Below are 5,660 nucleotides of genomic sequence, written 5' to 3' on the forward strand. Positions count from 1 at the left end.
ACAACCCCCCCCCCCCCCCCCCCCGGGGGTGCCCCCCCCACCACCCTTGATAACCCCCCCGGCCGTGTGCCGCGGGGGGTCCCCCACCCGGGGGCCGCCCCCCGCCGTTGCGCATGCGCTGCTGATCAGTGACGGGACCTTCGCGAGCACCGAAGCCGGCAGTGGTCCGACAGCGGAAGGCAGCAGTCACACAGATCGGATCGTCCACCGCTCGGCCCGCAGGCCAAGACCGTCACAGCCCTGGACCGTCACAGTCCTGGACCGTCACAGTGCTGGACCGGCGGAGGACGGGCAAAGGGGCTTCGTGCAAGTCGCGTGGCAGGATGCGGCCATGTCGACGAGTGAAGCCCCCGAAGCGGTGACCCGGGCGGTGCAGGCGGCCCGGGCGGTGCGGGAACTGCGGGAGATCGCCCATGGCTGGGTCGACGGCGGGCATGAGGCCCCGGGGTTCCTGATCGATGCCGCGATCCGTGCCGTGAGTGCGGGCGTCGACACGCCGTCGTTGTGGCACCTGGCCGCGTTGGGCAGTTCCGAGCATGAGCAGGCCCCGGAGCTGTTCGGCGGGGTGATGGAGGAACTCGGTTTCGGTTTCCACCCGCCCGCCGGCTACTGGGAGGGCCGTCTGGCGCTCGCCCGGTGGTGGGCCGCCGAGGTCGTCGGTGGGTGGCTCGACCCCCTCGAAGGCATATCGCTGATCTTCTTCGAGGTCGCGGAGGCCTACGGGTGGTGCGAGGAACTGGCCCCTGTCATCGACGCGGTGACGAGGCACCGGGGGCGCAACGGCAAGCAGTGGCTGCCGCAGGAGGTCACCGCGGACCTGATGCAGGTCGCCCGTGAGCTGGTGGCCCGTATCCCGGCGCCTGTCCGTCCCTGACGGCCCGCACGGCGGGCGGAGCCGCGGCACTTCCCGAACCGGGTGATGGTTTGCGACGCCGCTCCGGCGGCCTGCCGACGGGGAGATCTCGCTGCCGGGGAAATCTCGCCGGCGGGGGAGATCTCGCCGGAGGGGCAGCGTCGGCCGCACATGACCGAGGGGCGGTCCGCCGAGGACCGTTCCTGATGGAGCGTCAGTCCGTTGTGTTCGCCGCAGACGGCCTCTGAGCAGGAGGAACGTCGAAGTCCTGCCGGAGTGCTAGGCGCTGTGGGCGGGTGTGTTCAGTTTCGCCCGGTAGGCGCGCTTCTTGGCGAGGGCACCGCAGGTCTTCATGGAACACCAGCGGCGTGCGCTCGCGCGGGAGGTGTCGACGAAGGGGGTGCCGCAGTCGGGGTTTCCGCAGATGCGGACGCGGGTGCGGTGTTCGGACGCGCAGAGGGTGATCAGGTCCCGGGCGACCATCGAGAGCACTGCCGCGATCGCGTCGCCGTGCCAGCGCACGGTGGTCGCGTCGGGCGCGAGTTCGGGTACCGAGGGTGGCTCGGTGGCGGCGCGGTTGACGAGTGCGATGTCGGTGGGGGAGGGCGGCAGGGCGTCCGCCAGGGCGCGGCCGGTGCGCTGGATCGCCTCGCGCAGGTGCCTGGCGCGGTCCAGGTCGGCCTCGGTGCAGGGCGGCGCGGTTGTCGTGCAGGCGCTCTGCACGGCCCACCGGCTCAAGTCCTCGGGCCGGGCGAGTCGTTCGAAGGGGGTGTCGGTGCCGCGGTCGGCCAGGGTGCCGGCGAAGGCGAAGCACAGCCGCGCGTCGTCGAAGCGGAAGTCGGCCTTGGCGCGCTGACGCCCCTCGCGGCCGCCGTCGTCGCGGTCCCGGTCCGTCTCGCCGTTCACGTCCTCCATGTCCACCACTCTATGCGGTTGACATGACTCCGGGCAAACGACTAGCTTCCAGGTCCACCGCTTGAACCGGTAGACTTTCGGTCGCTTGTTCTCCCCTCCCCCTCAACTCGCCCCCGCTTCCCGCAACTTCTCCCCACAGCACGAGGAGGCCGCGCCATGCGCGCCGCAGTCATCGAGGAACTCCACAAGCCGCTCGTCGTCCGCGACGTGCCCGATCCCGCCTGCCCGCCGGACGGCGCGATCGTCCGCGTCGGGGCCAACGGGATCTGCCGGACCGACTGGGCCCTGTGGGCCGGGCAGTTCTGGACGGGCGGACCGCGGGTCGAGGCCCCGTTCGTCCTCGGCCACGAATTCGCCGGCACCGTCGTCGAGGTCGGCCGCGAGGTGCGGGGATGGAAGGAGGGCGACCGCGTCATCTTCCCGATGAACCCCGGCGAGGGCTCGTGCGAGATGTGCCGCAGCGGCAACCAGCACGTCTGCGACCACGTGGACGCGCTCGTGCCCGGGGTGTCCTACTGGGGCGCCTTCGCCGAGTACGTCATGGTCCGCTTCGCCGACGTCAACCTGGTCCACGTACCCGAGGGCGTCGACTTCGTGGACGTCGCCGCGCTGGCCTGCCGCTACATGACGGCCTTCCACGGGATCGTCGACCAGGCGCAGGTCCGCGGCGGCGAATGGGTCGCGGTGTACGGCGCCGGAGGCGGCACGGGCCTGTCGACGGTGGAGATCGCCGCGGCGACGGGCGCCAACGTCATCGCGATCGACATCACGCAGGACAAACTGGACGCCGCCCGCGCGCTCGGCGCGGTCCACACCGTCAACGCGGCAACGACCGACCCCGCCGAGGCCGTGAAGACCCTCACCGGCGGCGGCGCGCACGTGTCCGTCGACGCCGTGGGCATCGCCGCCGCCTGCCGCAACTCCGTCCTGTCGCTGCGCACCCGCGGCCGCCACCTCCAACTCGGGCACACCACCGCCGCGGAGCAGGGGAACGTCCCGCTGCCGGTCGACATCATGATGGTCAAGGAACTGGAGTTCCTGAGCGCGTTCGGCATGCAGGGCCGCCGGTTCGGCACGATGCTGAACATGATCGCCGCCGGCCGCCTCAGCCCCGGCCGCATCGTCTCGCGCACCGTCGCCCTCCACGAGGCGAGCGAGGTCCTGGAGTCCCTGGAGACGTACGGGCCCACCGGTGTCGTCGTCATCGACGCCTTCCGCCCCTGAACCACCTCCCAGGAGAGTAGGCACGACCATGCCCGATTCCCGCCCGCTGATGGACCAGGAGCTGAGCCTGGCACTCGACGCGGTCCCCATGACCCCCAACGGCGCGTTCGACCTGACCGACCTCGCCACGACGCGCGCGGCCTTCCGCGCCCAGGCCGAATCCGCCGCCGACAGCATGCCCGCCGACCCGTCCGTCACCGTCGAGGAACACCTCGCGAGCCGGACGGACGGCCCCGACGTACCGATCCGCCTGCTGCGGCCCACGGACGCGCCGGGACCGCTGCCGGTGCTGCTCTGGTTCCACGGCGGCGGGCAGGTCCTCGGCTTCGCCGCCCAGGACGACCCCTGGCTCACCCCGCTGAGCGTGAGCCTCGGCTGCGCCGTCGCCGTGGTCGACTACCGGCTCGCCCCGGAAACACCCGCCCCCGGCGCCGCCGAGGACGGCTTCACCGCCTACCGGTGGCTCAGCCGCGAGGCCGACGTCCTGGGCCTGGACGGAACCCGCATCGGCATCGCCGGCCAGAGCGGCGGCGGAGGCGTCGCGGCGGCCACCGCTCTCCTGATCCGCGACCGCGGCGGCGCGACCCCCCTCTTCCAGGCACTGACGTATCCCATGCTCGACGACCGCAACCACACCGCGTCGAGCCACGAGATCACCGACATCGGCATCTGGGACCGCTCGACCAACCTCCTGGCCTGGAAGGCGATCCTGGGCGACCGCGCCGGCACCGACGACGTCCGCCCGTACGAGGCTCCCGCCCGCGCCGCCGACCTCGGCGCCCTGCCGCCCACGTTCATCGCCGTCGGCGACCTCGACTGCTTCCGGGACGAGGACCTCGACTACGCCGCCCGCCTGCGCGCCCAGGGCGTCCCCGTCGAGCTCCACCTCTACCCCGGCGCCTACCACGCCTTCGACGTCATCGCCCCCCGCTCCCGACTGGCCGTCACCTTCCACCGGACCTGGCTCGACTACCTCGACCGCAGGTTCCGCACCGCACCGACCCCCGCCTGACACCGCACCCCGCCTGATACCGCACCCCGGCAGGCCCCGCACCTCCGCCTGACACCGCACCTGCGGCGGGCCCCGGCCGAAGGATCCGGGGCCGGCAGGGACGGGCCGCCGTCCTGGGGCGACCCACACGATGGATGACGCGCAGTCACCGACTTCCCGCGGCCGGCCACCGACCGTTCCACCGCTGCCCGGGGCGTCCGATCGGCCCGCCGCCGAGAGCTCCCAGGAAACGCCCAGGAACAGGCAACCGAACAGCCGTCCCACGCTGTCCACCCATGAGACCGGGTACTCGGGCCCGGACGGCACAGAAACCGGGCACGAAACACGATGAACCTCACCGGCACTCCCTTCCTCGTCGTCACCGTCGTGGTGTTCGCGGCGTCCATAGCGCTGGCCATGGCGCAATGGCTGGGCAGAGGCCCCGTCCTCGGGCGGGCGCGGACAGCGGACGGACGACGCACGCCGCTGCGCGCACTCTCGTACCTCGGGACCGTGCTGCTCTGCCAGTTCACCGCCGTGGCCATGGTCTTCGTGATCGTCAACGACGAGAACCAGCTCTACGACAACTGGGGCGACCTGCTCGGCACCGCCAGTCACGTCCGGTCCGTGCCCGTGCCCCCGAAGGACGAGGGCCTCGCCGGGGACCGCGGCCCGTCCGGCTCCGGCGCGCCGAAGGTGCCGCAGGCCTTCCACGCGCCCGACTCGGACGCGGTGCCCAAGAACGTGAAGCAGGCCGACCTCAAGGGCAGGCTCTCGGGGGTCGACGGCGAGGTGCTGGTCTGGACGCCGCCGCAGTACGACGACCCGGCCTACAAGGACAAGACCTTCCCGGTGGTCGAACTCCTCGCCGGGTTCCCCGGATCCTCCAGCGCCTGGTTCGGCGACGCGATGGAGGCGACCAAGCAGCTCGAACCGCTGATGAAGTCCGGCCAGGTGACGCCGTTCATCCTGGTCGCCCCGCGCGTCACCATCCTCGACAGCAACATCGACACCGGGTGCGCCGACGTCCCCGGCAAGGTCAACGCCGACACCTGGTTCTCGCGGGACGTCCCGCAGATGATCGTCGACAACTTCCGGGCCGACACCACCTCCGACCGCTGGGCCGTGTCCGGCTACTCGGCCGGCGCCCACTGCGCCCTGCGCCTCGCGCTCCTCCACCCCAACCGCTTCCGCGCCGCGATCAGCATGTCCGGCTACAACGACCCGGCCGGCGAGCCGAAATCACTGACCGCCAAGGACCCGAAGATGCGCGAGAGCGCCAACCCGCTGCACATCCTCACCCACGCCGCGACCCCGCCGAACGTCGCGCTCTACGTCACCGGCAGGCGCGGCGACGGGCTGGAGGACGCCACCGCCCTCCAGCAGGCGGCGAAGAGTCCGACCACCGTCACCCCGTTCGAGACCACCGGCGCGCACCTGACCTCGACCTGGAAGCCGCTGGTCGTCCCCACCTTCCGCTGGCTGACGGGCATCATCCCGCCGCGCTGACGGGCCGGTCGGCGCGGCGCCCGTAACCCGGCGTGGGGGGGGGGGGGGGGGGGGGGGGCGCCCCCCCCCCCCCCCCCGCCGCCCCCCGGCGGGGGCCCGGGGGGGGGGGGGGGGGGGGCGGCGGGGGGCGCGCGGCCGCGCCCCGCCCCACGCACGGCGCGAAGACGG

The 5,660-nt window shown here is 72.7% G+C and carries 5 protein-coding genes; 4 read left to right on the forward strand and 1 reads right to left on the reverse strand.

Going from position 1 to position 5,660, the window contains the following annotated elements; translation table 11 throughout:
* Positions 1 to 331: 331 nt before the first annotated feature.
* Complete coding sequence (locus ACFV04_RS21255) at positions 332 to 874, forward strand: hypothetical protein (protein WP_380531132.1); 543 nt, start codon at positions 332 to 334, stop codon at positions 872 to 874.
* Positions 875 to 1,132: 258 nt separating this feature from the next.
* Here ACFV04_RS21255 and ACFV04_RS21260 read toward each other — a convergent pair whose 3' ends face one another.
* A complete protein-coding gene (locus ACFV04_RS21260) occupies positions 1,133 to 1,768 on the reverse strand; it encodes a CGNR zinc finger domain-containing protein (protein WP_380531135.1) in 636 nt (211 codons plus the stop codon).
* A 156-nt stretch (positions 1,769 to 1,924) separates the two neighbouring features.
* Here ACFV04_RS21260 and ACFV04_RS21265 point away from each other — a divergent pair, with 156 nt between their 5' ends.
* The 3 genes from ACFV04_RS21265 to ACFV04_RS21275 all read left to right on the forward strand — a co-directional run bounded on the left by ACFV04_RS21265 (position 1,925) and on the right by ACFV04_RS21275 (position 5,492).
* Positions 1,925 to 2,992: an alcohol dehydrogenase catalytic domain-containing protein gene (locus tag ACFV04_RS21265; protein ID WP_380531138.1), complete on the forward strand. Its 1,068-nt coding sequence runs from the start codon at positions 1,925 to 1,927 to the stop codon at positions 2,990 to 2,992.
* Positions 2,993 to 3,020: 28 nt separating this feature from the next.
* Positions 3,021 to 4,004, forward strand: coding sequence for an alpha/beta hydrolase (locus tag ACFV04_RS21270; protein WP_380531141.1), 984 nt, complete (start codon positions 3,021 to 3,023; stop codon positions 4,002 to 4,004).
* Positions 4,005 to 4,331: 327 nt separating this feature from the next.
* Positions 4,332 to 5,492: an alpha/beta hydrolase gene (locus ACFV04_RS21275; protein ID WP_380531143.1), complete on the forward strand. Its 1,161-nt coding sequence runs from the start codon at positions 4,332 to 4,334 to the stop codon at positions 5,490 to 5,492.
* The last annotated feature ends 168 nt before the right edge of the window (positions 5,493 to 5,660 follow it).

The organism is Kitasatospora sp. NPDC059599 (genome assembly GCF_042735125.1).
Lineage (GTDB): Bacteria > Actinomycetota > Actinomycetes > Streptomycetales > Streptomycetaceae > Kitasatospora.